The 26691-nt window shown below is 62.0% G+C and carries 24 protein-coding genes and 2 tRNA genes; 21 read left to right on the forward strand and 5 right to left on the reverse strand.

What is annotated here, in order from left to right; all coding sequences use genetic code 11:
- Window positions 1-13 precede the first annotated feature (13 nt).
- Window positions 14-913, forward strand: a complete 900-nt coding sequence (locus ACYQ12_RS02735; RefSeq protein WP_459867363.1) for a DMT family transporter — start codon at window positions 14-16, stop codon at window positions 911-913.
- On the opposite strand, the gene ACYQ12_RS02740 is transcribed toward ACYQ12_RS02735, so the two are convergent.
- From ACYQ12_RS02740 to ACYQ12_RS02750, 3 genes are read right to left on the reverse strand one after another with little or no spacing between them, the layout of a single operon-like run.
- On the reverse strand, window positions 891-1640 hold the full coding sequence (locus ACYQ12_RS02740) for an ABC transporter ATP-binding protein (protein ID WP_459867366.1): 750 nt from the start codon (window positions 1638-1640) through the stop codon (window positions 891-893). The two genes, ACYQ12_RS02735 and ACYQ12_RS02740, sit on opposite strands and share 23 nt — an antisense overlap.
- A complete protein-coding gene (locus ACYQ12_RS02745) occupies window positions 1634-2704 on the reverse strand; it encodes a FecCD family ABC transporter permease (protein ID WP_459867369.1) in 1071 nt (356 codons plus the stop codon). The genes ACYQ12_RS02740 and ACYQ12_RS02745 overlap by 7 nt, the downstream gene beginning before the upstream one ends.
- Window positions 2694-3821, reverse strand: coding sequence for an ABC transporter substrate-binding protein (locus ACYQ12_RS02750; protein WP_459867371.1), 1128 nt, complete (start codon window positions 3819-3821; stop codon window positions 2694-2696). Before ACYQ12_RS02750 ends, ACYQ12_RS02745 begins: the two co-directional genes overlap by 11 nt.
- A gap of 270 nt (window positions 3822-4091) precedes the next feature.
- Here ACYQ12_RS02750 and ACYQ12_RS02755 point away from each other — a divergent pair, with 270 nt between their 5' ends.
- Window positions 4092-4712, forward strand: a complete 621-nt coding sequence (locus tag ACYQ12_RS02755; RefSeq protein WP_459867374.1) for a LysE family translocator — start codon at window positions 4092-4094, stop codon at window positions 4710-4712.
- Window positions 4709-5629, forward strand: a complete 921-nt coding sequence (locus ACYQ12_RS02760; RefSeq protein WP_459867377.1) for a DMT family transporter — start codon at window positions 4709-4711, stop codon at window positions 5627-5629. The genes ACYQ12_RS02755 and ACYQ12_RS02760 overlap by 4 nt, the downstream gene beginning before the upstream one ends.
- Here ACYQ12_RS02760 and ACYQ12_RS02765 read toward each other — a convergent pair.
- A complete protein-coding gene (locus ACYQ12_RS02765; RefSeq protein WP_459867380.1) occupies window positions 5613-6563 on the reverse strand; it encodes an esterase-like activity of phytase family protein in 951 nt (316 codons plus the stop codon). The genes ACYQ12_RS02760 and ACYQ12_RS02765 overlap by 17 nt on opposite strands.
- A gap of 134 nt (window positions 6564-6697) precedes the next feature.
- On the opposite strand from ACYQ12_RS02765, the gene dapB reads away from it, so the two are divergent.
- The 4 genes from dapB to greA all read left to right on the forward strand — a co-directional run bounded on the left by dapB (window position 6698) and on the right by greA (window position 12666).
- Complete coding sequence (gene dapB, locus ACYQ12_RS02770) at window positions 6698-7522, forward strand: 4-hydroxy-tetrahydrodipicolinate reductase (protein WP_459867383.1); 825 nt, start codon at window positions 6698-6700, stop codon at window positions 7520-7522.
- Between the two features lie 226 nt (window positions 7523-7748).
- The gene (gene carA / locus ACYQ12_RS02775; RefSeq protein WP_459867386.1) at window positions 7749-8897 is read left to right on the forward strand and encodes a glutamine-hydrolyzing carbamoyl-phosphate synthase small subunit; all 1149 of its coding nucleotides are present in this window, start codon (window positions 7749-7751) and stop codon (window positions 8895-8897) included.
- Between the two features lie 65 nt (window positions 8898-8962).
- Entirely contained in the window at window positions 8963-12193 is a 3231-nt protein-coding gene (gene carB, locus ACYQ12_RS02780) for a carbamoyl-phosphate synthase large subunit (RefSeq protein ID WP_459867389.1), read from the forward strand.
- A complete protein-coding gene (gene greA / locus ACYQ12_RS02785) occupies window positions 12190-12666 on the forward strand; it encodes a transcription elongation factor GreA (RefSeq protein ID WP_459867392.1) in 477 nt (158 codons plus the stop codon). Before carB ends, greA begins: the two co-directional genes overlap by 4 nt.
- A 73-nt stretch (window positions 12667-12739) precedes the next feature.
- On the opposite strand, the gene yhbY is transcribed toward greA, so the two are convergent.
- Window positions 12740-13054: a ribosome assembly RNA-binding protein YhbY gene (yhbY, locus tag ACYQ12_RS02790; RefSeq protein ID WP_459867394.1), complete on the reverse strand. Its 315-nt coding sequence runs from the start codon at window positions 13052-13054 to the stop codon at window positions 12740-12742.
- 257 nt (window positions 13055-13311) lie between these two features.
- Here yhbY and rlmE point away from each other — a divergent pair, with 257 nt between their 5' ends.
- From rlmE to rpsO, 14 genes are all read left to right on the forward strand, one after another.
- Window positions 13312-13965: a 23S rRNA (uridine(2552)-2'-O)-methyltransferase RlmE gene (gene rlmE, locus ACYQ12_RS02795; protein WP_459867397.1), complete on the forward strand. Its 654-nt coding sequence runs from the start codon at window positions 13312-13314 to the stop codon at window positions 13963-13965.
- 91 nt (window positions 13966-14056) lie between these two features.
- A complete protein-coding gene (gene ftsH / locus ACYQ12_RS02800; protein WP_459867400.1) occupies window positions 14057-16027 on the forward strand; it encodes an ATP-dependent zinc metalloprotease FtsH in 1971 nt (656 codons plus the stop codon).
- Between the two features lie 78 nt (window positions 16028-16105).
- Entirely contained in the window at window positions 16106-16969 is an 864-nt protein-coding gene (gene folP, locus ACYQ12_RS02805; protein ID WP_459867403.1) for a dihydropteroate synthase, read from the forward strand.
- Window positions 16966-18333: a phosphoglucosamine mutase gene (glmM, locus tag ACYQ12_RS02810; RefSeq protein WP_459867406.1), complete on the forward strand. Its 1368-nt coding sequence runs from the start codon at window positions 16966-16968 to the stop codon at window positions 18331-18333. The genes folP and glmM overlap by 4 nt, the downstream gene beginning before the upstream one ends.
- 118 nt (window positions 18334-18451) lie before the next feature.
- On the forward strand, window positions 18452-19201 hold the full coding sequence (tpiA, locus tag ACYQ12_RS02815) for a triose-phosphate isomerase (RefSeq protein ID WP_459867409.1): 750 nt from the start codon (window positions 18452-18454) through the stop codon (window positions 19199-19201).
- A 4-nt stretch (window positions 19202-19205) separates the two neighbouring features.
- Complete coding sequence (gene secG / locus ACYQ12_RS02820) at window positions 19206-19565, forward strand: preprotein translocase subunit SecG (RefSeq protein WP_459867412.1); 360 nt, start codon at window positions 19206-19208, stop codon at window positions 19563-19565.
- Between the two features lie 126 nt (window positions 19566-19691).
- Window positions 19692-19778: transfer RNA gene (locus tag ACYQ12_RS02825), tRNA-Leu, on the forward strand.
- A 108-nt stretch (window positions 19779-19886) separates the two neighbouring features.
- A tRNA-Met gene (locus tag ACYQ12_RS02830) sits at window positions 19887-19963 on the forward strand.
- Window positions 19964-20107: 144 nt separating this feature from the next.
- Window positions 20108-20569: a ribosome maturation factor RimP gene (rimP, locus tag ACYQ12_RS02835; protein ID WP_459867415.1), complete on the forward strand. Its 462-nt coding sequence runs from the start codon at window positions 20108-20110 to the stop codon at window positions 20567-20569.
- 27 nt (window positions 20570-20596) lie between these two features.
- A complete protein-coding gene (nusA, locus tag ACYQ12_RS02840; protein WP_459867418.1) occupies window positions 20597-22090 on the forward strand; it encodes a transcription termination factor NusA in 1494 nt (497 codons plus the stop codon).
- Window positions 22091-22117: 27 nt separating this feature from the next.
- Window positions 22118-24676, forward strand: coding sequence for a translation initiation factor IF-2 (infB, locus tag ACYQ12_RS02845; protein WP_459867421.1), 2559 nt, complete (start codon window positions 22118-22120; stop codon window positions 24674-24676).
- 146 nt (window positions 24677-24822) lie between these two features.
- Window positions 24823-25236, forward strand: coding sequence for a 30S ribosome-binding factor RbfA (gene rbfA / locus ACYQ12_RS02850; RefSeq protein ID WP_459867424.1), 414 nt, complete (start codon window positions 24823-24825; stop codon window positions 25234-25236).
- The gene (gene truB / locus ACYQ12_RS02855) at window positions 25236-26162 is read left to right on the forward strand and encodes a tRNA pseudouridine(55) synthase TruB (RefSeq protein WP_459867427.1); all 927 of its coding nucleotides are present in this window, start codon (window positions 25236-25238) and stop codon (window positions 26160-26162) included. The genes rbfA and truB overlap by 1 nt, the downstream gene beginning before the upstream one ends.
- Window positions 26163-26312: 150 nt before the next feature.
- On the forward strand, window positions 26313-26582 hold the full coding sequence (gene rpsO / locus ACYQ12_RS02860) for a 30S ribosomal protein S15 (protein ID WP_459867430.1): 270 nt from the start codon (window positions 26313-26315) through the stop codon (window positions 26580-26582).
- Window positions 26583-26691 lie beyond the last annotated feature (109 nt).

Genomic DNA, 26691 nt, shown 5'->3' on the forward strand with positions numbered 1-26691 from the left:
GGGGAGAGGCGGTATGGAAAAAAGCGCGGACAGGCCGCTGGCCGGCATCCTGCTCAGGCTTCTCTCCGGCGTGCTCTTCACCGGCATGATGGTCTGCATCAAGGTGGTGGGTCCGCTGGTCCCGCTGGGGCAGATCGTATTCTTCCGCTCGGCCTTCGCCCTGTTGCCTATCGCGATCTTCCTGGCGCTGAGGTGGGAGTTTCCCGGCGGGCTCGCCACCCGGCATCCGGGTGGACATCTGTTGCGCTCGGGGCTGGGGGCGCTGGCGATGTTCGCATCCTTCGCGGCGGTGGCCCGGCTGCCGATCGCGGAGGCGACGCTGCTGGCCCAGTTCACGCCTGTATTGATGGCCGTGGGTGGCGTCATTCTGCTGGGAGAGCGCCTCACGGCTCACCGAACCCTGGCGTTGGCAATCACACTGGCGGGGGTGGCCGTGCTGGTGCTGCCTGGATTACTGGCTGGCGATAGCGATGGCCAGGCGACGGGCTACGCGCTGGGGCTGCTGGCGGCGCTACTTTCGACAGGGGCGCTGCTGACGGTGCGGCGCATCTCGCGCACGGAAACCGCCGGCGCGATCGCCTTCTACTTCGTGCTGATCTCGACCTTGGCGGGCGCCGCGACGCTGCCTCTGGGGTGGGCAGCGCTGTCGACGCGCGAGATGCTGCTCTTGAGCATGTCGGGATTGTTCGGGGGTGCAGCGCATATCGCCATGACCCTGGCGCTGCGCTACGCGGAAGCCTCGCGTCTGGCGCCGTTCGAGTATGTCGCCCTGATCTGGCCGGTACTGGCCGATCTGCTGCTGTTCGGTCTGCCGGTATCGAGCGGGTTCCTGCTGGCGCTGCCCCTGGTGCTGGGCGGAGCCGGGTTGGCAGCGCTCGAAGGGCGACGATTCAGATGGCCCCTTCGACAATGAGTTGGGGCACGCCCCGCGAACAGGGTTCGATACGCGCTTCGACCTGGTAGACGCGGCGTAGCAGATCGGGTGTCACTACTTGGCTGGTGGGGCCGCAAGCGATGAGCTGGCCTCGCTCGATGACCATGGCCCGATCGGTGAAGCGCAATGCATGGCCAAGGTCGTGCAACGCCACCATGATCAGCATGCCGCGCTCCTGAGCCAGCCGCCGCAGGATCGTCAGCAGGCCAAGTTGGCGATTGAGGTCGAGGGCCGAGGTCGGCTCATCAAGCAACAGTATTTCCGGCTCCTGAACCAACGCCTGAGCGGCGCTCAGCAACTGCCGCTGTCCGCCACTGAGATTGCCGATGTCGCGTTCACCGAGGGAGGCGATCCCCAGCTCGTCAAGCGCACTGTCGACGTGCGCGAGATCCTCGGTTTGAACCTTCATGCCGCGTCCTTGCATGCGTGCCAGAAGCACCGCCTCGTAGACGGTGAGGACTGCACTGGCGCCGGTGTCCTGGGGCATGTAGGCCACGGGGCGTGCGGTACGCGCGCCGGTGATCCTCACCTCGCCATCGCCCTTGAGCATGCCGAAGATACGTCGGAACAGCGTCGACTTGCCAGCGGCGTTGGGGCCCAGCAGGGCCACGACTTGGCCGCCAGTGAGTTCGGGCGTGGAAATCTCGGTCAGTATCGCCTGTCGACCATAACTGGCCGACAGGCGATCGAGTTGAAGCGTTACCATGCGGCCTTCCGGTGGTTGAGGACGAGAAAGAGAAAGAAGGGAATCCCCACGAGCGACGTGATGATGCCGATCGGGATGACGGTGCCGGGAATGATAACCTTGGAAAGGACCGAGCCGACGGACAGGATGAGTGCTCCACAGATCGCCGATCCCGGAAGGAAGAAGCGCTGATCCTCGCCGAGCAGAAGACGCGCGATGTGCGGGCCGACCAGGCCGATGAAGCCGATGGTACCCACGAAAGCCACGGCCATGGCGGCGAGGAGCGAGACGAGTACCAGAACCTCGAGACGCAGCGCGCGGGGGTTCACGCCCATTGACGCCGCCTTGGTGTCTCCCAGGCGCATGGCGGTCAGGGCCCAGCCGTGGCGCGCGAGGAGGGGGAGAACGGCCACAAGGATGCCAAAGGTGACCCAGAACTTTGGCCACGTCGCCTTGGTCAGGCTGCCCATGGTCCAGAAAACGACAGCCGACACAGCCTGCTGGCTGGCGAAGAACTGGATCAGTCCCATGAGCGCATTGAAGATGAAGACCATGGCGATACCCAGCAGCACGATCGTCTCGATGGTCACGCCGCGTCGTAGGCTCAGCGCATAGATGAAGAGCGACGTTAGCATGGCCATCAGAAACGCGTTGACGGGAATGACATAGTCAACGGCGGTTGGCACGAACATCACACCGAATGCCAACCCCAGGGCTGCGCCGAAGCTGGCACCTGCCGAAATGCCCAGCGTAAAGGGGCTGGCAAGAGGATTGCTGAGTATGGTCTGCATCTGCGCGCCGGCGACCGACAGGCTGGCGCCCACCACGACGGCCATGAGCGCTACCGGCATGCGGATTTCCCAGAGGATGACGCGTATCTGCTCGCTGACGGAGTCGGGCGTGAAAAGCGCGGCAATAACTTCACCCAGTCCGTATCGGGCTGGGCCTAGGGCCAGGTCGATACACAGGCTCAGAAAGAGCGCCAGCACCAGGCCGACAAGGATTATCTGGCGCCGCAGGACAAGGGCGCGATAGAAACCGCGCCCACCGAGCTGGCCGGTATGGGAGGTAGTGTCACTTGGCATCGAGCGAAACCCAGTAGCCGGGGGCATAGTCGACGGGCAGGAAGCGCTCGTGCAGTTCCTTCATCGTGGCTTCGGGATCGAGTTCGCCGAACAGTTCGGGGTGAAGCCACTTGGCGAGCTGCTGTATGGCCACGAAGTAATAGGGGCTATTGTAGAACTGGTGCCAGATGGCGTGGAAATTGCCGTTTTCGACTGCCTTGATGCCTGTCATGGCGGTGCGTTCGGTCAGCGCCTCGAGCTTGGCGAGCGCTGCCTCCGTGTCGGCCCCCGGACCTACGCCGACCCAGGCGCCACCCGGGACGTAGGCATCCCAGTTGCCTCCGGTCACCACCACATGGTCAGGGTTGGCAGCAATGATCTGCTCGGGATTCAATGTGCCAAACGTAGCGGGAATGATGTCGGCGGCAATGTTGTGGCCGCCAGCGAGCTCGACATATTCACCGAAATTGCCGTTGCCAAAGCTCATGCAGCAATCTTCCGAATAGCCGCCCGCCCGGTCCACGAAGACGTCAGGGCGCTCGGGATTCTCCTTGGCAATCACGTCCGTGACGCGGGCCATCTGAGCCTGGGAGAACGCAATGAAGGCTTCGGCATTCTCCTCCTTGCCCATGAGCTGGCCCATGAGGCGCATGGAGGGAAGGGTGTGCTTGAGCGGATCCTCGCGGAAATCGACGTAGACGATGGGAATGTCGAGCTTGGCCAGCTTGTCGTCGTAGCCGGCCTCCTCGGTGGCCGCCTTGGCCTCGATGTTCATGAGCACGACATCCGGCTGGAGTGCGGCAGCCTGCTCCACGTCAAAGGTGCCGTCCTTGAACCCGCCAAACGTCGGTAGGTTCTTCATCTGCGGAAACTTGGCAGCGTACTGTGCATAGCTGTCGGGATCGGCCTGTGAGAAATCCTCGCGCCAGCCCACGACATGAGCGAAGGGGGCCTCCGGCTCGAGCACGCTCAACAGGTAGATCTGTCGGCCCTCGCCCAGGATGACGCGATCCACCGGGACATCGACGGCCACTTGCCGTCCCGCGATGTCGGTCACGGTGGTCTCCTCGGCCGGAGTGGCCGAGCAGGCGAGTGCGAGCAGTGAGCCGCTGATGAGGCTGAACAGTTTGGTGGGCATGAGCGTCGCTGAACCTGTATGCAAGGCGAAGACTGGGGGAGAGCTTGGTGGTCAGTCTGAAGCCGTAGAAAAGCCCTGGCTCTTGTCTGACATGGATAAATGTCGAAAGATTAATGCGTGTAATTCTTGTTTTCAATGGTTCGATGATTCTGCGCGACAAGGCTCGGCGTCGGCAAGACCGGCACACGTGGCAGGTTCGGCCGTGGGTGTCTCATGGCGGCCGATGCAGTACGCTGGCCTGTCACGCATCATTTGCTATGGAGAGCCGATGTGATCCTGCTGACTTTCGTCATTGCCGCGCTGGGCTTTGCCTTCCTGCCCGGGCCCGCCATGCTCTATACCGCCGCGCAGACCCTGGCGCGAGGGCGCCGTGCCGGCTGGTTGGCGGTCGTCGGCGTGCACTTGGGCTGTTATGCCCATGTGATTGCGGCGGCGCTGGGCCTGGCGGCGTTGTTTCAGGCGGTGCCACCTGCGTATGTGGCAATGAAGGTGGTGGGCGGTCTCTATTTGCTGTGGGCCGGATGGCGCATGTGGCGTCTTGGCCTGGAAACGACCGATGCGACGGCCGTGGCAACGCGCGGCCCTCGGCATGCCCTGCGCGACAGTATCGTCGTCGAAGTCTTCAATCCCAAGACGGCGCTGTTCTTTGTCGCCTTCCTGCCCCAGTTCGTGCAGCCGGAGGCGGCCATGCCGGTCGGCTGGCAGATGTTGTGGCTGGGAATCGCGACCAACGTCCTGTTCTCGTCGGCGGATATCGTCGTGGTGCTGCTGGCCTCTCCATTGCGGGCATGGCTGCAGGGCCAGCGTGGCTCGTCGCGCCTGGCGCAGCGGCTGGGCGGCGGTCTGCTGGCCGGGCTGGGGGCGCATGGCTTGCTGCACGCGTCACGATGACTCGCGATAGAGCGCCTGCCGTACGCCGGGCGCATGGCGGCATGCTGATCTGGACGCTGCTGGTGGGATTCTCGTTTCCGGCGGTGGGAATGCTGAGCGAAGGGTTGCCGCCGATGCTGCTGACGGCACTGCGCTTTGCCATCGCCGCTCTTGCCCTGTCGCCCCTGGCGCTTCGAGAAGGCGATAGATGGCCGGCTGGGCGCGAATTGGCGCTGTATGCTGCCATGGGACTGTGTCTGGCGGGCTTCTTCGGGGCGATGTTCTGGGCGGCGCATCGGGCCAGCGCGTTGAGCATGGCAACGTTGTTCGTCAGCGTGCCGTTGATGGCCTATTGCCTGGGGTTGGCGCTGCGCGTGGAGCAGCGTGCCTGGGGACTGCCGGCGATTCTGGCGCTGGGCGCCCTGGGGGCGCTGGGGCTGGCCTGGGCCGAAGCGGGAGGCCGCCTTGATGCGCTGCACTTCGGGGTGGGCGAGGGTGTCTTCTTTGCCGGCTGTGTATCCTCGGCCCTCTATCCTGCGCTCACCAAATGGGGGCTGGCGCGTCGACGCCTGTCCGAGTCCGCGGCCAAGCGGACGTTCTGGAGCCTATTGCTGGGCGGAGCCCTGATCGGGATGCTGGGGCTGGGAGTGGAGGCGCCTTCCGCGCTGCGTCACATGACCCTCGCGGATGGTCTGCTGCTGGTGTATCTGGGCGTGTTCTCCAGTGCGCTGACGTTCTGGTTGCAGCAGCGGGCCACGGCGGCGCTGACGCCTGCGGCGGTCACGGCCTATGGCTATCTGGTGCCGTTCGTTTCCATGTTGCTGCTGTTCGTGCAGCAGCCTCAGCGTGTTGGTTGGCAGTGGCTGCCCGGCAGCCTGCTGGTAGTGAGCGCCATCGTACTACTGGTTCGCCGGGATGTGCTCAGTCGTCGGGCATGACCTCGAAGCAGCTCAGTAGCGTCTTCTGCAGCAGACTGAAGTTGTCGTCGCTGACCATCAGGTAGCGATTGCCATCGAGGTGGGTAAGCCCCTCGAAGTTGTCCACCGACCAGCCTTCCCCGGTCTTGAGCTGCGCGAGGGTGCTGACAGTCAAGTCGCCGTTGGCCTCAAGACTGACGCGGCGCAGCGTGATGGCCAATGATGCCGGTGGCGTGTAGGCGCGCTCCAGGGCAAGCAGGTCGTCACCCAGCGTTTCCAGAGCGGTAAGCCCGCTGTTGTGCGCATCGGCGAGGGGGTAGATCCATTCGGCGCCGCTATCCAGGGCGAACAGGCGCGTACTGCCTGTCGCCATGCCTTGGGGAGGAAACTCGAGCCCGGCGATGACACCCTCTCGGGAGTGCCTTGCCAGCGCTTCCAGTCCGCCGTTGGGCTGGACGCCTCGCAGACCGGGAGGCGTGATGGCCTCGCCTAGCGAGCTGCCATCGGGAAGAAAGCGCTGCAGGCGGGCATGTTGCTCGAAGCCGACCAGCAGTGAGGTGTCGCCGCGCACACTGTTGTCGGCACCCTGCAGTATCAGCGATTCGGCATCGTTGTTCGGCATCCCGAGCAGAGCGTTGTCAGCGCCGCGCAGGGCATAGGTCTTGAGCGGCTCCAGGCCGACGAGCTTGCCGCCACGAAACTCGGGGCGTGCGCGATGCAGCCAGCCCCGGTCCGAGAGCAGGTAGAGCATCGATTCGTCACTGTCCCAGCCCAGCGCGGACAGGCCGCCCACCGGGGTTTCGTCATGCCATTTGCCGGGCAGGGACAGCGTGCCGCACCACCGCAGCTGCGGTGTGGCGTCCAGGCGGGCCTGCGGGGCCAGCGAGACCTGACGAGGCACGGCCGTACAGCCGGCCAGAGCCGTCAGTAGGCAGCAGAGCAAAAGGCGTGGCATGCCGATGATTCTCCGGAAGTGCAAGGTAAAACAAGCTGTTGTCAGCCTAGCGCAAGGCGAGAGGGGCTGCATGGCCGCGACGGGCGAAGCCTCTGATATACTTCCGCGCAACACACATAGTGAAAGGGGGCAATATGACCCGTATCGCCATCATGGGGGTGGCCGGTCGCATGGGCCGTACGCTGGTTGCCGCCATCGAGCAGGATGGGCAGGCGAGCCTGGCCGGGGGTATCGTCGAGCCGGGCAGTTCGCTGGCGGGGGCCGACGTTGGGGAGCTGGCCGGTCTAGGGAATCTGGGGCTGGCAGCGGTTACCTCGCTCGAGGAGATTGCCGACGACTTCGACGTGCTGATCGACTTCACTTCGCCCCGGGTGACGCTAGCCAACCTGGCATTCTGCGCCGCCCACGGCAAGGCCATCGTGATCGGTACGACGGGGCTCGATGATGACGAGCTGGCAACGCTCGACAGCTACCGCGACCGGGTGGCGATGGTCTTTGCCCCCAACATGAGTGTGGGCGTCAATCTGACTCTCAAGCTGCTGCAGACCGCCGCCCGGGCATTGGGCGACGAGGGCTACGATATCGAAGTCATCGAAGCGCATCATCGGCACAAGGTCGATGCGCCTTCGGGCACGGCATTGAAAATGGGCGAAGTGGTCGCCGAGTCGTTGGGGCGCAGTCTCAAGGAACATGGCGTGTTTGCGCGTGAGGGGCAGTGTGGCCCACGCAGCGACAAGGAAATCGGTTTCGCCACTGTGCGTGCCGGCGATATCGTCGGGGAGCACACGGTGATGTTCGCCACCGAGGGTGAGCGCATCGAGATCACCCACAAGGCCACGAGCCGCATGACCTTCGCCAAGGGGGCGGTGCGGGCAGCCCGTTGGCTCGCGAGCAGGCCTGCCGGACGCTACGACATGCAGGATGTGCTGGGGCTGCATGAGGCGGGAATCCAGGGGTAGCGCTGGACGGCAAAATCCTGTAGGATTCCGAAAATTTGGCCAAGCGCATGTCGCAACGGCTGTCAGCATTCCGAGCGAATGACAACAAGCGGGATGAAACCGGTTTCCACTCCGGGTTTCGTCCCGCTTTTTTACGACCTGTCATTGCATACTTAAGGATGAACAGGCTCGGCATGATCGGGCCATTCACCAGGACTTGTCACGAAGAGCAGGGGAGGACGTTGCGTTGATCAGACCCGCGATACTGGCCTTGGAAGACGGCAGCGTGTTTCACGGTACCGCCATCGGCGCCGATGGGCAGACCAGTGGAGAGGTGGTGTTCAATACCGCCATGACCGGCTACCAGGAAATTCTTACCGACCCATCCTACGCCCGACAGATCGTGACGCTGACCTATCCTCATATCGGCAATACCGGCGTCAATGGCGAGGACGTGGAGTCCGACCGGATCTTCGTGGCCGGCCTGGTGATCCGCGATCTGCCGCTGCTGGCCAGCAGTTTCCGAAGCGAGCAGACGCTGGATGCCTACCTGAAGAGCCAGAAGGTGCTCGGCATTGCCGACATCGATACTCGCCGCCTGACCCGTATTCTGCGCGACAAAGGGGCGCAGAACGGGGCCATTCTGGCAGGGCCGGACGCCGAGGGCGAGGATGCCGTCGAGCGCGCCCTGGCCGCGGCGCGTGATTTCCCGGGCCTGAAGGGCATGGACCTGGCCAAGGAGGTGTCATGCAAGGCGCCGTATGAATGGTCCGAAGGCGAGTGGATCCTGGGAAGGGGGTTCGAGGACGGCCAGCAGCGCGAGCGCGAATTTCATGTGGTGGTCTACGACTACGGCGTGAAGCGCAACATCATGCGAATGCTGGTGTCGCGGGGCTGTCGTCTGACCGTGGTGCCGGCCCAGACGCCGGCGCGCGAAGTGCTGGCGATGAATCCCGATGGGGTCCTGCTGGCCAACGGCCCGGGAGACCCCGAGCCGTGCACTTATGCCATCGAGGCCACCCAGGAGCTTCTCGCCACCGACACGCCGCTGTTCGGTATCTGCCTGGGCCATCAGTTGCTGGCGCTGGCGGCCGGTGCCAAGACGGTGAAGATGAAGCATGGTCACCATGGCGCCAACCATCCGGTGCAGGATATCGATACCGGACGGGTAATGATCACCAGCCAGAATCACGGCTTTGCCGCCGATGAGACGACGCTGCCGATTAACGTGCGCGCCACGCACCGTTCACTGTTCGACGGCTCGCTGCAGGGCATCGAACTGACCGATCGTCCGGCGTTCAGCTTCCAGGGGCATCCCGAGGCGTGTCCCGGGCCACGCGACGTGTCGCCGTTGTTCGACCGTTTCGTCACCCTGATGCGTGAACACAAGAAGTGACGGGGTCGGGGTCGGCCACCGAACCAAGACGCTCGAACACTACTGAATAAGCTGCGGGAATCGTCATGCCCAAACGTACCGACATCAAAAGTATCCTCATCATCGGCGCCGGGCCCATCGTCATCGGTCAGGCGAGCGAGTTCGACTACTCCGGCAACCAGGCCTGCAAGGCGCTGCGCGAGGAAGGGTTCCGGGTCATCCTGGTCAATTCCAACCCGGCCACCATCATGACCGATCCGGTCATGGCTGATGCCACCTACATCGAGCCGATCACCTGGCAGGCGGTGGAGAAGATCATCGAGAAGGAGCGCCCCGATGCGCTGCTCCCCACCATGGGCGGCCAGACGGCGTTGAACTGCGCGCTGGATCTCGACAAGCACGGCGTGCTCGACAAGTACGACGTGGAGATGATCGGTGCCAACGCCGATGCCATCAACAAGGCCGAGGATCGTGACCTCTTCGACAAGGCGATGAAGAGCATCGGTCTGGAATGCCCCAAGGCCAAGGTGGCCCACACGATGGAAGAGGCCTGGGAGATCCAGGCCGAGCTGGGCTTCCCGACCATCATTCGGCCTTCCTATACCATGGGCGGCTCCGGCGGCGGCGTGGCATACAACAAGGAAGAGTTCGAGGAGATCTGCCAGCGCGGCTTCGAGCTCTCGAACAACCATGAGTTGCTGATCGACGAGTCGCTGCTGGGTTGGAAGGAATACGAGATGGAGGTCGTTCGCGACAAGAACGACAACTGCATCATCGTCTGCGCCATCGAGAACTTCGATCCCATGGGGGTGCACACCGGTGACTCGATCACCGTGGCACCGGCCCAGACGCTGACCGATCGCGAATACCAGGTCATGCGCGACGCCTCGCTGGCGGTGCTGCGCGAGATCGGCGTCGAGACCGGCGGCTCCAATGTGCAGTTCGGCATGGATCCCGATACCGGACGCATGGTCGTCATCGAGATGAACCCGCGCGTGTCGCGCTCGTCGGCGCTGGCCTCCAAGGCGACCGGTTTTCCGATTGCCAAGATCGCCGCCAAGCTGGCGGTGGGCTATACCCTGGACGAGCTGTCGAACGACATCACCGGCGGCATTACCCCGGCGTCGTTCGAGCCGTCGATCGACTATGTGGTTACCAAGATTCCGCGCTTCACCTTCGAGAAGTTCCCGCAGGCCAATGATCGTCTGACCACGCAGATGAAATCGGTAGGCGAGGTGATGGCGATCGGCCGGACCTTCCAGGAGTCGCTGCAGAAGGCACTGCGCGGCCTGGAAATCGGTGCCGACGGACTCGACCCCAAGGTGACCGAGTTCAGCGACGGCAACCTGGCGCTGATCAAGGGCGAACTGCAGGCCGCCGGTGCCGATCGGATCTTCTACATCGCCGACGCCATGCGCGCCGGGATGAGCCTCGACGAGGTCTTTGCGCTGACCAAGGTCGACCGCTGGTTCCTGATCCAGCTCGAGGATCTCATACGCACCGAAGCCGAGCTGGCCAAACGCTCGCTGGGTGAGCTCGATGCTCGTGCGCTGTTCCAGCTCAAGCGCAAGGGGTTCAGTGATGCGCGCCTGGCGTCGCTGCTGGGCGTCTCGGAGAAGGAGTTCCGTCGCACGCGTCAGAAGCTGGGTATCCGCCCCGTTTACAAGCGGGTCGATACCTGCGCCGCGGAGTTCGCGTCCAGCACGGCTTACATGTACTCCACCTACGAGGAGGAGTGTGAGGCCGATGTCAGTGATCGTCAGAAGATCATGGTGCTGGGCGGTGGTCCCAACCGCATCGGGCAGGGCATCGAATTCGATTACTGCTGCGTGCATGCGGCGCTGGCGATGCGGGACGACGGCTACGAGACCATCATGGTCAACTGCAATCCGGAGACCGTCTCCACTGACTACGACACCTCGGACCGGCTCTATTTCGAGCCGGTGACTCTGGAAGACGTGCTGGAGATCGCCGACAAGGAGAAGCCGGTCGGGGTGATCGTCCAGTTTGGCGGTCAGACGCCGCTCAAGCTGGCGCGCGAGCTCGAGGCTGCCGGCGTGCCGATCATCGGCACCACGCCGGATGCCATCGATCGCGCCGAAGATCGCGAACGCTTCCAGCACATGATCGAGAAGTTGGGACTCAAGCAGCCGCCCAACGCCACGGCGCGCAGCTTCGAGGATGCCTTTGCCAAGGCCGAGGCGATCGGCTATCCGCTGGTGGTGCGGCCGTCCTACGTGCTTGGCGGGCGGGCCATGGAGATCGTCTACAGCGCCGACGAGCTGGAGCGCTACATGACCCATGCGGTCAAGGTCTCCAACGATTCGCCGGTGCTGCTCGACCACTTTCTGAATGCGGCGGTTGAGGTCGATATCGATGCGGTGTCCGATGGGCAGCAGGTGGTGATCGGCGGCATCATGCAGCACATCGAGCAGGCAGGGGTGCATTCCGGTGACTCGGCGTGTTCGCTGCCGCCGTATTCGCTGCCCAAGGATGTGCAGGACGAGATGCGCGATCAGGTCAAGCGCATGGCGGTGGAGCTTAACGTGGTGGGGCTGATGAACGTGCAGCTGGCCTGGCAGGATGGCGAGATCTACGTCATCGAGGTCAATCCGCGCGCCTCGCGTACCGTACCGTTCGTCTCCAAGTGCATCGGGACGTCGCTGGCACAGATCGCCGCACGCTGCATGGCCGGTACCACCCTGGCCGCTCAGAACTTCACGCATGAAGTGGTGCCGAACTACTACAGCGTCAAGGAGGCGGTCTTCCCGTTCAACAAGTTCCCGGGCGTCGACCCGATCCTGTCGCCGGAAATGAAGTCCACCGGTGAAGTGATGGGCAGTGGCACGACATTCGCCGAGGCCTTCTACAAGGCGCAACTGGGGGCCGGCGAGGCGATCCCTAGGCTCGAGGGCGAACGCAGGGCATTTCTCTCGGTACGGGACCCCGACAAGGCGGGCGTTATCGAGGTGGCGCAATCTCTGCTAGCCTTGGGCTTCAGTCTGATCGCGACTCGGGGGACTGCCCGGGCCCTCGAGGAAGCCGGGTTGCCGGTCGAAGCCGTCAACAAGGTCTTCGAGGGGCGTCCGCATATCGTCGATATGCTCAAGAATGATGATGTGGCCTATATCGTCAACACGACCGAAGGCCGCCAGGCGATCAGTGATTCTTCCGTGATCCGTCGTACCGCACTGGCCAGGAAGGTTCCCTATGCCACGACGCTGGCCGGAGCCCGAGCCGTCTGTATGGCGCTCGAGTATGGTAACGAAATCACCGTCCGGCGGCTTCAGGAACTGCACGCAGGAGTGAAACAATGAACAAGGTCCCGATGACCGTCGCAGGCGAGGCTCGCCTGCGTGAAGAGCTCGAGCAGCTCAAGGGCGTCGAGCGTCCGCGCGTGATCAGTGCGATTGCCGAAGCGCGTGAGCATGGCGATCTCAAGGAGAACGCCGAATATCATGCCGCTCGCGAGCAGCAAGGGTTCATCGAAGGGCGCATCCAGGAGATCGAGGGCAAGCTCTCCTCGGCTCAGGTGATCGACGTCACCAAGATGCCCAAGACCGGCAAGGTGATCTTCGGCGTCACGGTCGAGCTGGTCAACCTCGATACCGATGACGAGGTACGTTACCAGATCGTCGGTGAAGACGAGGCCGACATCAAGAAAGGCAAGATCTCGGTGACCTCACCTATCGCCCGTGCCCTGATCGGCAAGGAAGAAGGAGATGTCGTGGTGGTCAGAACGCCTGGTGGTGATGTCGAATACGAAGTGGGTGAAGTGCACCACCTCTGAGGCGAGTGAGGCGCTCAGGGGCCGAGCATGTGGCGCCGCCTCCGGGCGGCACCATTGCTGGCCTGGGGTGGCGTCACTTCTCGCTGTAGCGCGCGACGTTGGAAAGATTCGCCTTGGCCTTCGGGTTGCGACGATAGACCAGCGCCATTTTTCCGATTGACTGAATCAGCTCGGCCCCGGTGCGTTGAACAACCTGGGCGCTGATCTCCTGGCGGGTTTCGCGATCGCTGATAGCGAGCTTGATCTTGATCAGCTCGTGGTCGGTCAATGCGCGATCGATTTCATTCATGACGCCTTCGGACAGGCCATTTTCCGATACCGTCACGATAGGGTCGAGATGATGGCCGATGCTGCGAAATGCTTTCTTTTGTGCCGGTGGTAAGCTCATGGTACTGTGACGTTTCCCGTTTGGCGTGCGTCCCGGCTCGAATCACGGTCCGGGATGAGGTCTGAAGAATCAGAGTCGTGGAATAACGCCTGGTTCTCCGCGGTGAACGGAACGGATTACAGGCGGGCGTGTCCAAGACTGTCCGGACCGCCGATGCGCCATGGTACGGAGAAAGCGGAAGCTTGGAAAGCCGTCTTCATTTCGGCTGGATTCCGACCAACGTCTACACTTCCCCTCTAGAACTACTTTCTATTTCTATGCTATCAGATGGTGATGCCGTGGCACGCTCCTCGCACTCCAGCAAAAGCAGCAACGGCTGGCTCAAGGAACACTTCGATGACCCCTATGTCCAGCGTTCCTGGAAAGATGGCTATCGCTCGCGGGCCAGCTACAAGCTGCTTGAAATCGATGCCAAGGATACCCTGTTCAGACCCGGCATGACCGTGATCGACCTGGGTGCGGCACCTGGTGGCTGGAGCCAGATCGCTGCCGATAAGGTGGGAAGCCAGGGTGTCGTCATCGCTTCGGATATTCTGGAAATGGATGCGCTGGCCGGGGTCGACTTCATTCAGGGTGATTTCACCGAGGATGAAGTGCTGGAAAAGATTCTGGCAACGGTCGGCGAGCGGCGTGTGGATATGGTGATGTCCGACATGGCGCCCAACATGAGCGGGATGTCTGCCATCGATCAGCCTCAGGCGATGTATCTCGTGGAACTGGCGCTTGATCTTGCCCGGCAGACGCTGTCGCCGGGCGGGCGCTTCCTGGCCAAGGTGTTCCAGGGCGAAGGTTTCGATGCCTATCTCAAGGAGCTGCGTAGCGGCTTCGACAAGGTGGCTACCCGTAAGCCGGAGGCCTCGCGCTCGCGCTCGAGAGAGGTCTATCTACTGGCGGAAGGTTTTCATGGCTGAGCTTGCAACCGTGGTTGGGCATCCCCATGTGGTGTAATGTCAAACTGTCGGGCACGCTTGGCAGACAGATTCATGCAAAGAGGGTACTCCCTTGAACGACATGGCGAAGAACCTGATTCTCTGGTTGGTCATCGCGGCAGTATTGCTGACGGTGTTCAACAATTTCAGCGTCGATAGCGCGCCGCAGACAATGAACTATTCGCAGTTCGTCCAGCAGGTGCAGAACGACCAAATCCGCAGTGTGACCATCGACGGTTATACCATTACCGGGGAGCGCAGTGACGGGTCTCAGTTCCAGACCATTCGTCCTGCCGCGCAGGACCCCAAGCTGATGGATGATCTGTTGGCCCATGACGTGACCGTGATCGGCAAGGAGCCGCAGGAACAGAGCCTGTGGACGCGGCTGTTGATCGCGAGCTTCCCGATCCTGATCATCCTGGCCATTTTCATCTTCTTCATGCGCCAGATGCAGGGGGGCGGCAGCGGCCGCGGCGGGCCGATGAGCTTCGGCAAGTCCAAGGCCAAGCTGCTCAGCCAGGACCAGATCAAGACGACCTTCGCCGATGTCGCCGGATGTGACGAGGCCAAGGAGGAAGTGGTCGAGCTGGTTGACTATTTGCGTGATCCGAGCAAGTTCCAGCGCCTGGGCGGCCAGATCCCGCGCGGCGTGCTGATGGTGGGGCCGCCGGGTACCGGTAAGACGCTGCTGGCCAAGGCTATCGCCGGTGAAGCCAAGGTGCCGTTCTTCACCATTTCCGGCTCCGACTTCGTCGAGATGTTCGTGGGCGTCGGTGCCTCGCGCGTGCGCGACATGTTCGAGCAGGCCAAGAAACAGGCGCCCTGCATCATCTTCATCGACGAGATCGATGCCGTCGGTCGTCACCGTGGCTCCGGCATGGGCGGTGGACATGACGAGCGTGAGCAGACGCTGAACCAGTTGCTGGTCGAGATGGATGGCTTTGAAGCCAACGACGGCATCATCGTCATCGCCGCCACCAACCGCCCCGACGTGCTCGATCCGGCGCTGCTGCGCCCGGGACGCTTCGATCGTCAGGTCACGGTAGGACTGCCGGACATCCGTGGCCGCGAGCATATCCTCGGGGTGCACCTGCGCAAGGTGCCGTTGGGTGAGGACGTCAAGCCGAGCCTGATCGCACGCGGAACGCCTGGCTTCTCCGGGGCGGATCTGGCCAACCTGGTCAATGAGGCTGCACTGTTTGCCGCGCGTCGCAACAAGCGCCTGGTCGGCATGGAGGAGCTCGAGCTGGCCAAGGACAAGATCATGATGGGCGCCGAGCGCAAGTCCATGGTCATGTCCGAAAAGGAAAAGCTCAACACGGCCTATCATGAGTCCGGTCATGCCATCATCGGCTTGGTAATGCCGGAGCATGACCCGGTCTACAAGGTCACCATCATTCCGCGTGGCCGTGCGCTGGGCGTGACCATGTTCCTGCCCGAGGAGGATCGCTACAGCTTCTCGCGCCAGCAGATCATCAGTCAGATCTGCTCGCTGTTCGGCGGGCGTATCGCCGAGGAGATGACGCTGGGGCCCAATGGCGTGACCACCGGAGCGTCCAACGACATCAAGCGTGCCACTGAGCTGGCGCACAACATGGTCGCCAAATGGGGTCTCTCCGAAGAGATGGGGCCGCTGATGTACGACGAGGACGAGTCGCACCAGTTCCTCGGTGGGCCCGGTCAAGGAGGCAGCAAGCTCAAGTCCGGTGAGACCACTACGCGTCTCGACAAGGAAGTGCGTCGGATCATTGACGAGTGCTATGCCAAGGCGCGCCAGATCCTCGAAGACAATCGCGACAAGCTCGACACGATGGCCGAAGCGCTGATGCAGTATGAAACCATCGATGCCGAACAGCTCCGGGACATCATGGAAGGCCGCGAGCCTCGTCCGCCGAAGGACTGGGATGGCAACGGTCCGACGGCAGGGCGTGGAACGCCCACTGATACCAAGCCGGTCGAGCCTGCTCCGGAAACCGGAAGCGAGGACGACGATGATACGCGGCGTCGCCCCTCCGACCCGCTGGGAGGCCCGGCGGGACATTGACTTGGGGCGCCGTTTCGGCGCCTTGCACCATCCGGGGCGCGTGTTACAGTGAAGGTTTTCGAGCAGGCAACGGCTGGAATGACTGACACTGAATCACGCGCCTCGCTGCTTTGTGGCAGGCACAGGCTCGACCTTTCCTCTCCCCGCGTCATGGGCATCCTCAACGTCACTCCCGACTCCTTTTCTGATGGCGGTCGCCACAATGTGGGCGATGCGGCGCTGCGCCACGCCGAACGCATGCTGGCCGAAGGGGCCTCGATCGTGGACATCGGGGGGGAGTCGACTCGGCCGGGGGCCGCCAGTGTGTCCGCCGATGAAGAGCTCGAACGTGTCATCCCGGTCGTGGAGCGCCTGGTCAATGAACTTGACGCCTTGGTGTCCGTCGATACCAGCCGTCCGGAAGTCATGAGCGAGGCGGCACGTGCCGGAGCGGGTATGCTCAATGACGTGCGAGGGCTGCGCTTGCCGGGTGCCATGCAAGCGGCGGCACAGAGCGGTCTTCCCGTATGCGTGATGCATATGCTGGGTGAGCCGAGCAACATGCAGCATGCGCCCCACTACGATATGCCGGTGGAACAGGCCGTGGCCGATTTCCTCAGGACGCGCGTTGCCGAGTGTGAGGCGGCCGGGGTGGAGCGGAGTCGCCTGATAGTCGACCCCGGCTTCGGATTCGCCAAGAGTGTCGCCCATAACCTTCGCCTGCTTAATCGTCTGGAGTCGCTGGCCGATATCGGCCTGCCCATCCTGGTGGGCATGTCTCGCAAGAGCATGATCGGCAAGACGCTGGGGAGATCAGTGGAGGAGCGCCTGCCGGGCGGTTTGGCGCTGGCAGCGCTGGCGGTGGAGCGAGGCGCACGTATTCTGCGCGTACATGACGTTGGGCCTACCGTGGACGCGGTGAACATGACTTGGGCCGTGCTGAAGGAAGGCGATGAAGTATGACAAGACGCTATTTTGGAACCGATGGGATTCGAGGCACCGTGGGCGAATATCCGATTACTGCGGATTTCATGCTCAAGCTGGGCTGGGCCGTGGGGCGTGTACTGTCTCGCAGGTTGTCCAGTCGCTCCCGACAGGCACGAACCAAGGTGTTGATCGGCAAGGATACGCGTCTTTCGGGATACATGTTCGAGTCGGCACTGGAAGCCGGGCTGTCCGCAGCGGGGACCGATGTTTCGCTGCTCGGTCCCATGCCGACACCGGGGATCGCCTACCTTACCCGGACGTTTCGTGCGGATGCCGGTATCGTCATATCCGCTTCGCATAATGCCTTTCAGGATAATGGCATCAAGTTCTTCTCTGCCGAGGGCACCAAACTGCCCGACAGCGTCGAGGAGGAGATCGAGGCGGAGCTCGACAAGCCGTTGGAAACCGTAGCGCCCGATTGCCTTGGCAAGGCGGTGCGCATCAATGATGCGGCGGGACGCTACATCGAGTTCTGCAAATCCACCATTCCCCATCGTCTGGGATTGCATGGCCTCAAGGTCGTGCTCGACTGCGCCCATGGTGCGACGTATCACATCGCGCCCAGTGTCTTTCGTGAGTTGGGTGCCGATGTCAGCCTGATGGGGGTGCAGCCGGACGGCCTCAATATCAATCACCTGGTCGGCTCAACCCATCCCGCGTCGCTGCGCGCTGCCGTGATCGAGCGAGGGGCGGATCTTGGCGTGGCCTTCGACGGCGATGGAGATCGTGTCGTGCTGGTGGACGCCGACGGGCGTGAAATCGACGGTGACGACATCCTGTACATGATCGCCCGGGATCGGCATGGCCGCGGTGTGCTCAAAGGCGGTGTAGTCGGTACGCTGATGTCCAACTTCGGCCTGGCGGCAGCTCTCGAGTCGATGGGAGTCCCGTTTGCCCGCGCGCAGGTCGGGGATCGTTATGTAATGGAGTTGCTGGCTGCCAATGATTGGCAGCTTGGAGGCGAGTCGTCGGGACACATCGTGTGTGGGCATGTACAGACGACGGGGGACGGTATCGTCTCGGCGTTGCAGGTACTGGCGATCATGATCCGTGAGGGCATTCCTCTGGCGGGGCTGCTCAAGGGATTCGACAAGGCGCCTCAGGCGCTGATCAATGTGCGCTTGGTGCCGCAGGCGGACAAGCAGGCTTTGCTGGCCAGCGATGCCGTCCAGAAGGCCGTATCGAGCGTGGAGCGCGAATTGAAGGGCGAGGGGCGAGTGCTGCTTCGTCCGTCGGGGACCGAGCCGCTGATACGGGTGATGGTGGAGGGACGTCCGTATTTCGACGTCTCGGCCATGGCACGCCGCATCGCTGCGAGCGTCGAGGCGCAGATGCTTTGAAGCAGGGAGGCGGATGGCAGTCTGAGCCGTTGAAGCGAGAGGGAGGCGGATGTCGGTTTCGGTTGTCTTGTCAAGAGCGCTCCTATACCATTTCGCACCACTTGAAGGAACAAGTCCTATGCGTAAGCCGCTGATCGCAGGCAATTGGAAAATGAATGGCTCGACCGAGCTGATCGAGGCATTCGGTCGTGCCTTTTCTGATGTCGAATTGCCGGCATCGCTGGATGTTGCGCTCTTCCCGCCGTTTCCTTATTTCGAAGCGGCGCGACGGGCTTTCTCCGGAACTCCGTTGAGCCTGGGTGCCCAGACGCTCAATCCGTTGCACTCCGGAGCGCATACGGGAGAGGTCAGCGGCAGGATGCTCAAGGAGTTCGGTGTCGAATATGCGCTTATCGGCCACTCCGAGCGTCGCCACCTGTATCGCGAGGCCGACGAGGATGTCTATGATCGGCTGATTGCAGCGCTCAGTGCAGACATCCATCCCATCCTGTGTGTGGGAGAAATGCTTGAAGAGCGCGATGCCGGGCGTACCAACGAGGTCGTGCTGCGCCAGGTGGGGCACGTCATGGCGCGGCTGGAGCCGGAGCAGCGTAGCCGGGTGATCATCGCTTACGAGCCGGTCTGGGCCATCGGTAGTGGGCGCACAGCCACGCCCGAGCAGGCTCAGGAGGTCATGGCCGCGATTCGTGCCTATCAGGCCAGTTTCGATCGCGATCTGGCGGCCGGGCTGCGTTTGCTCTATGGCGGCAGTATGAATGCCGGCAATGCAGCTGAACTCCTGTCTCAGCCGGACATTGATGGCGGCCTGATAGGCGGAGCATCGCTCAAGGTCGACGATTTTTTAGCTATTTGTCATTCGGTAGGTTGAATCCATGCAAATCGCAGTATTGTTAGTTCATGTGGCGATCGCCATCGCTCTGGTGGTTCTCGTTCTGCTGCAGCAGGGCAAGGGCGCCGAGGCAGGCGCCTCCTTCGGTGGCGGGTCGTCGCAAACGGTGTTTGGTTCACGCGGCAGTGGCGGTTTTCTTGCCAAGCTGACCGGTGTCCTGGCGGCGGTCTTCTTTGCCACCTCCCTGGTGCTGGCGTACTTCGCCTCCCAGGCAGGGGAAGCGCCGGAAGCGGGTATTCCCGACGCGCAGGTGGTCGAGCAGCAAAATACGCTGCCAACGCTTGACGAGGACAGCAATAATATGAATAATGCTGCGCCAGCACTCGAGGAAAGCGGGCAGTAAGCGCTGGATGCGGATGTTGCGATCAGGTTGCTCGTGTCTGAGTGGCCAAGAGTAAGGGTATGGCGTCACGGTTTCGCAGTTATTGATGGCTGTGCAAACGCAGTGAGGCAACCCTCTCCCCCTGATGCCGAAGTGGTGGAATTGGTAGACACGCTATCTTGAGGGGGTAGTGACCTTACGGTCGTGCGGGTTCAAGTCCCGCCTTCGGCACCACTCTCCAGCCGGTGACATGGCTGATGAGACGTTCGATTGGCAAGAGGCGGCAACAGTCAGGTGCTGTTGACGCTAGCAGGCAAAGCGAATATAATCGCCAGCCTATGATGCGGGGTGGAGCAGTCTGGTAGCTCGTCGGGCTCATAACCCGAAGGTCGTCGGTTCAAATCCGGCCCCCGCTACCAAGTTTTTCTTTCGAAAGGCCCCTTCCAGTGAAGGGGCCTTTTGTTAGCAGCTTATCCTGTTGACGACAACGCCAATCAGCCACCTAGCTTCCTTCTATACTCCCGGTCAGGTGCCTGATGCAACTGCTGTAGGAGCCTTCGTCTGTGGCAATCAAGGACGCGGCGCTGTATGCGCTCATCGAGCCGGTGGTTTCGGCCATGGGCTTTGAGCTCTGGGGACTCGACTATTTCGCCCAGGGCAAACATTCCCGATTGGTAATCTATATCGAGAATCCCAGTGGTATCACCGTCGACGATTGTGCCAGCGTCAGCCGGCAGGTCAGCGGCGTGCTCGATGTCGAAGATCCGATTCCCGGCGAATACCGGCTTGAGGTGTCTTCGCCCGGTATGGACCGGCCTCTTTTCACCCTTGATCATTTCGACCGCTTCAGGGGCAGCGACGTGCAACTCAAGCTGCGTACTCCCTTCGATGGGCGTCGCAAGTTTCAGGGTCGCCTGGTAGGGATCGAAGGAGACGAGGTACTACTGCATCTCGGTGAAGAGGAATACTGCTTTCCCATCGAAAGCATCGAGCAGGCGCGCGTCGTGCCGCGGTTTGATGATTAAGGACAGCTTTTCTGGCGAGGCAAAGGCATGAGCAAAGAGATTCTGCTGGTCGTTGACGCGATCTCGAATGAAAAGAGCGTTCCCCGTGAAGTGATCTTCGAGGCAGTCGAAGCGGCATTGGCCAGCGCATCGCGCAAGCGCTTCGAGGGCCAGGACGCCAGCGTGCGGGTCAAGATCAACCGCACTACCGGCGATTACGACACCTTCCGCCGCTGGACGGTGGTCGACGATGACGAATTCGAAAATCCCGACAGTGAGATTCCATTGTCCGAGGCCGAGCGGCGTGATCCGCCCTTGGCACTGGGAGAAGTGGTCGAGGAGCAGATCGAGTCCGTCGCTTTCGGGCGCATCGCTGCACAGACCGCCAAGCAGGTCATCGTCCAGAAGGTTCGCGAGGCCGAGCGTGCGGAAATCGTACGTCAGTACACCGAACGTGAAGGCGAACTGATTGCCGGCATCGTCAAGAAAACGACACGTGACGGGCTGATCATCGATCTGGGCGAGAATGCCGAGGGTTTCCTGCCGCGTAGCGAGATGATCCCTGGCGAGCGCTATCGGATGAATGAGCGGGTCCGGGCACTGCTGTGGAAGGTGGATCCCGAGGCGCGCGGTTCGCAGCTGATCCTGTCGCGTACCCGTCCGGAAGTGATCATCGATCTGTTCAAGATCGAAGTGCCGGAAATCGCCGAACAGCTCATCGAGATCAAAGGAGCGGCTCGCGATCCCGGCGCTCGGGCTAAAATAGCGGTCAAGACCAACGACAAGCGCATCGATCCGGTCGGGGCGTGTGTCGGGATGCGGGGATCGCGTGTCCAGGCGGTCTCCAACGAGCTGCGCAACGAGCGAGTGGATATTATCCTGTGGGACGATAATCCCGCTCAGCTGGTGATCAACGCAATGGCGCCGGCGGATGTCGCCTCCATCCTGGTTGACGAAGACGCCCATTCCATGGATGTCGCCGTCGCCGAGGACAACCTTGCCCAGGCAATCGGCCGTAGCGGTCAGAACGTCCGGTTGGCATCGGAACTGACCGGCTGGACGCTGAACGTCATGACGGTCGACGAAGCCGAAGGCAAGCGTGAGCAGGAGATCGACAGTCTGGTCGAGTACTTCATCAATCATCTGGAAATCGACGAAGAGCTGGCCCGTGTGTTGATTGATGAAGGTTTTACCTCACTCGAGGAACTGGCCTACGTGCCGCTCGAGGAAATGCTCGAGATTGATGATTTCGACGAGGATCTCGTCGAAGAATTGCGCGCTCGGGCGAAGGATGAGCTATTGAACCTGGCCATTGCCTCCGAGGAGGTGCTTGATGGTGCTCAGCCTGCCGAAGATCTTCTGGAGATGGACGGTATGGATCGTCACCTGGCCTTCATTCTGGCCAGCCGGGGCATTGTCACCATGGAGGACCTTGCCGAGCAGTCCATCGATGACCTGAAGGACATCGACGATGTGGACGAGGAGCGCGCTGCGGCACTGATCATGACTGCCCGTGCGCCTTGGTTCGAGAGCGAACAGTAATTAGGTCACGGGCTCAGGAGGGTCGTAATGTCAGAAATGACAGTTAAAGATTTCGCAGTCAAGGTGGGGCGTGACACGTCCCGCTTACTGGAACAGATGAAAGAAGCGGGTCTCCCGCACAAGAACGAAGGCGATGCGGTCTCCGAAGAAGACAAGCAGCGTTTGCTGGATCACCTGACCAAGAGTCACGGCAGCGGTCGCGGGGTCAAGAACCGTATCACCCTGACGCGCAACACCAAGAGCCGGATTCGTTCCGGTGATGGTCGGGGCAAGACCATCGAGGTGCAGGTCCGCAAGAAACGGACCTACGTCAAGCGCGACGAGGAAACCGAGGCGCCCAAGGAAGAGCCGCAGGCGCATTCGGGGCCGGTACAGCTGGTCGGCGACATGGCCACTTCCAATCAGGCACGTGCGAAAGCGGAGCAGGAAGAACGCGAGCGGGTCGCGGCTGAGGATGCGGTTCGTGAACGGTCCAGAGCGGAAGAGGCTGCACGTGAACAGGCCGCGCCTGAGGTGAAGCCCGAGGCAAGCAAGCCGACTGCCAAGCCTGCTGACGAGCAGCCCGTAGAGGAAGAGGTCAGCAGCTCGGAGCCGTTCGTCGAGGCACCGCCCAAGGAACCGCGCAACGACAATCGTCGTGGGCAGAAGAAGGATGCCGATCGTCGTGCAGCCGGTGGCCGCAAGGGCGGGCGTAGTGAAGATGATGACCGTAGCGAGCGCAACGAGCGTCGGCGCGGCGGTGCCGCCAAGAAGGTCAAGCGTTCCGAGCGTCGCGGCAGCCGTCGTGGTGGTCGTGACAACGCACATGGCTTCCAGAAGCCGACACAACCGATCGTGCGTGAAGTCTCCATCCCCGAGTCTATCAGTGTTGCCGAACTTGCCGACAAGATGTCGATCAAGGCCAATGAAGTCATCAAGGCCATGTTCACCATGGGTGCGGCAGTCACCATCAACCAGACCATCGATCAGGACACGGCGGCGATCGTCGTCGAGGAAATGGGTCACAAGCCCAAGCTGATCAAGGATGACGCGCTGGAGACCGAAGTCCTCGAGGGCATTTCCTACGAGGGTGAGGAGATCACGCGCTCTCCGGTGGTCACGGTCATGGGTCACGTCGATCACGGCAAGACGTCGCTGCTCGACTTCATTCGCCGTACCAAGGTGGCCACTGGTGAAGCGGGGGGCATCACCCAGCATATCGGGGCTTATCACGTCGAGGATGAAAATGGCGGCGTGACCTTCCTGGATACCCCGGGACACGCAGCGTTTACCGCCATGCGTGCCCGCGGTGCGAAGGCCACTGACGTGGTCATCCTGGTGGTGGCGGCTGACGATGGCGTGATGCCGCAGACCGTTGAGGCGATCGAGCACGCCAAGGCGGCCGAAGTGCCGATCGTGGTTGCCGTCAACAAGATCGATAAGCCAGGGGCCGATTTCGATCGTGTCCGCAACGAGCTGTCCCAGCATGGCGTCATCTCCGAAGAGTGGGGCGGCGATACACAGTTCGTGCATGTCTCGGCGAAGACCGGGGAAGGCATCGACGCTCTGCTCGAGGCGGTACTGCTGGTATCCGAGGTCCTGGAACTCAAGGCCGTGCCGGAAGCGCCGGGCAAGGGCGTGGTCGTCGAATCGCGTCTCGACAGGGGGCGTGGCCCGGTGGCGACGGTACTGGTACAGAACGGTACCTTGAAGAAGGGCGACATCGTCCTGGCGGGCCTGCATTACGGTCGCGTTCGTGCGCTGGTCAACGAACTCGGTCAGCAGGTCGACTCTGCGGGGCCCTCCATGCCGGTGGAAATCCAGGGGCTGGATGGTACGCCGGAAGCCGGGGAAGAGTTCACGGTCGTGGCTGACGAGAAGAAGGCGCGTGAAGTGGCCAACTTCCGTCAGGGCAAGTACCGTGACGTACGCCTGGCCCGTCAGCAGAAAGCCAAGCTGGAGAACATGTTCAGCCAGATGGGGCAGGACGAGGTGGCCAAGGTCAACATCGTGCTCAAGGCTGACGTACAGGGCTCGCTGGAGGCCATCCGTGGCGCGCTCGAGGAGCTCTCCACCGATGAGGTCAAGGTGGCCGTGGTGTCTTCCGGAGTGGGCGGTATCACCGGAACCGATGCCAACCTGGCGCTTGCCAGTGAGGCGATCGTGGTCGGCTTCAACGTGCGCGCCGATGCCTCCGCACGCGAGATCATCGAACGCGAGGGGCTGGACCTGCGCTACTACAGCGTCATCTACCAGCTCATCGACGAGGTCAAGCAGGCCATGAGCGGCATGCTGGCACCGGAGTGGCGTGAGGACATCATTGGCGTGGCCGAGGTTCGTGACGTCTTCCGCGCACCCAAGATCGGTGCCGTGGCCGGCTGTATGGTTATCGAAGGGACCGTGCACCGTAACAAGAAGATCCGTGTCCTGCGGGAGAACGTGGTCATCTATGAAGGCGAGCTGGAATCCCTGCGTCGCTTCAAGGATGACGTCAACGAGGTCCGTAACGGCATGGAGTGCGGCATCGGCGTCAAGAACTACAACGATGTACAGGTTGGCGACAAGATCGAGGTCTTCGATCAGGTGAGGGTCGAACGTACGCTGTAGTCTCCTGTTGACGAGCGGCGTTCCGGAGATAGGACGAATCCATCGAAGAAGCACCGTTTCCGCAGGTAAGGTGCTTCCGAGACGGAGTCGATATCACCGAGCGTCGCGGGTCCGAACAGAGGCTGAAGACGTCGAAGGAGAGTCATATGCGCGAATTCAAGCGTACCGACCGAGTGGCCGATCAACTGCAGCAAGAGCTGGCGATTCTCATCCAGCGCGAGATCAAGGATCCGCGCTTGGGTATGGTCACCGTCAGTTCGGTCACCGTCAGCCGTGATCTGGGATATGCTGACATCTATGTCACCCTGCTGGGTGAGAATGATGCCGAAACCATCAAGGAAAACCTGGCGGTGCTCAAGCGTGCCGCCGGCTTCCTGCGTTCTCAGATCGCAAGCCGTATCAAGCTGCGCCATGTTCCGGAGTTGCGTTTTCATTACGATGAGAGCGTGGTGCGGGGGCAGCGTCTGTCATCGCTGATCGATGAAGCGGTGGCGCAGGACCGTGCCCGGCAGAGCGATGCGCCGGAGGATGACGCCTCCGAGCGCGAGGATGAACGCTGATGGCGCGACGTCGTCGGGGACGTCCGGTACATGGTGTCCTGCTGCTCGACAAGCCTCAGGGGCTATCGTCGAATCGGGCGCTACAGCGGGCACGAGGCATCTACCAGGCCCAGAAGGCGGGACATACCGGGACGCTGGATCCCATGGCCACGGGACTGTTGCCGGTGTGCTTCGGTGAGGCGACCAAGTTTTCCTCGTATCTGCTGGATGCGGACAAGGTCTACCGGACCCGGGTCAGACTGGGCGAGGTGACCGATACCGGCGATGCCGAGGGGCAGATCATCGAACGCACGGCGGTGCCGGCACTGTCCGATGACGATGTCGAGGCGGTACTGTCGCGTTTTCGCGGCGAAATCGAGCAGATTCCGCCCATGTACTCGGCACTCAAGCATCAGGGCAGGCCGTTGTACGAGCTGGCCCGGAAGGGGGAAACGGTCGAGCGTGCAGTCAGGCGCGTGAAGGTTTATGATACGCGCCTTCTGGCCCGTGACGTGACGGGTTTCGAACTGGAAGTCTCCTGCAGCAAGGGGACCTATGTTCGGACACTGGCCGAGGATATTGGGCGCGAGCTGGGATGCGGGGCGCATATCACTGCGCTGCGCCGTCTCAAGTCAGGGCCCTTTACGGATCAGCACATGCAATCCCTCGAGGCGCTCGAGGCCCTGGATATCGCGGCTCGCGACGCCGTCCTGCAGCCTGTCGATGTCCTGTTGGCTCATCTTCCCCGCCTCTTCGTCAGCGCCGATGCGGCGCACCGTCTGACGCACGGACAGCGGGCAAGCGCCGATACCGCGGGGCTGGTTCAAGACGATGTGGTGAGGCTGTATCGTGATAGCGCCTTTCTGGGGCTCGCCAAGGTGAGCGGATCCGGAGAGATCGCTCCCCGTCGGCTGATCGACACGTCGCTGATGGCGCCGGATCATTAGGAAGCTTTCCGCTGCCGCGAGGCGGCGGGACCTGTCGGGAATATCGTCACGATCTCCTGACATCGCCCGCGTTAGCGGGTTACTGGAGACTGCAAATATGCGTGGTCTTCGACATTCATCATTCAGGCATATTGCTTACTGGAGAAACAGATGGCATTGACCGCTGAAAGAAAGGCCGAAATCGTCAACGAATACGGCCGTGGTGAGAACGACACTGGCTCCCCCGAGGTGCAGGTCGCACTGCTGAGCGCGAACATCGACGGTCTGCAGGACCACTTCAAGACCAACAAGCAGGATCATCACTCCCGTCGTGGTCTGATCCGCATGGTAAACCAGCGCCGCAAGCTGCTGGACTACCTCAAGCGCAAGGATTTCGACCGCTATCAGTCGCTGATCAAGCGCCTGGGCCTGCGTCGCTAAACCGACCGGCCCCTGGCCAGCACTGCGTCTTTCGAACAAGCAACCCTCGGGTTGCTTGTTCTTTTATTGTCCCCCGGTACGCATTAATATGGCCGCCGAGTACATACGA

The organism is Halomonas shantousis, assembly GCF_054654615.1.